This is a genomic window from Arcobacter sp. F2176 (assembly GCF_004116465.1).
Lineage (GTDB): Bacteria > Campylobacterota > Campylobacteria > Campylobacterales > Arcobacteraceae > Arcobacter > Arcobacter siniprincipis.
Genome location: NZ_PDJV01000092.1, coordinates 1 through 389, shown reverse-complemented (window position 1 = coordinate 389; position 389 = coordinate 1). Strand labels below are relative to the sequence as shown.

Genomic DNA, 389 nt, shown 5'->3' with positions numbered 1-389 from the left:
CAAAAAAGAAAAAAAAAAAAAAAAAAAGAAAGGAAGGAAGAGAGAAAAAAGGAGAAAGAAAAGAAAGGAAAGGGAGAGAAAAAAAGAAAAAAAAAAAGGAAAGAAAAGGAGGAAAAAAAGAAGGAAAAAAAAAATGAAAAGAGAAAGGAAAAGGGAAAGGAAAAAAAAAAGAAAAAAAAGAAAAAGAAAAAAGAAAAGAAAAAGAAGGAGAAAAGAAGAAGAAAAGAAAAAAGAGGGGGAAAAGAGAAAGAAGGAGAGAAGGGGAAGAAAAAAAAGAGGGGGGGAAAAAAAGAGAAGAGGAAGAAAAGAGAGAAGAAGAGAGAGGAAGAGAAGAGAAAGGAGGAGGAGAAAAAAAAAAAGAGAGAGAAAAAGGGGAAAAGGGGAAAAGG

1 protein-coding gene is annotated in these 389 nt (G+C 31.4%); it reads left to right on the top strand.

The genetic code is table 11. The features are described from left to right. Nucleotides 1–389: hypothetical protein (locus CRU95_RS17025; RefSeq protein ID WP_258238767.1), on the top strand; the 389-nt coding region annotated here is incomplete at both ends.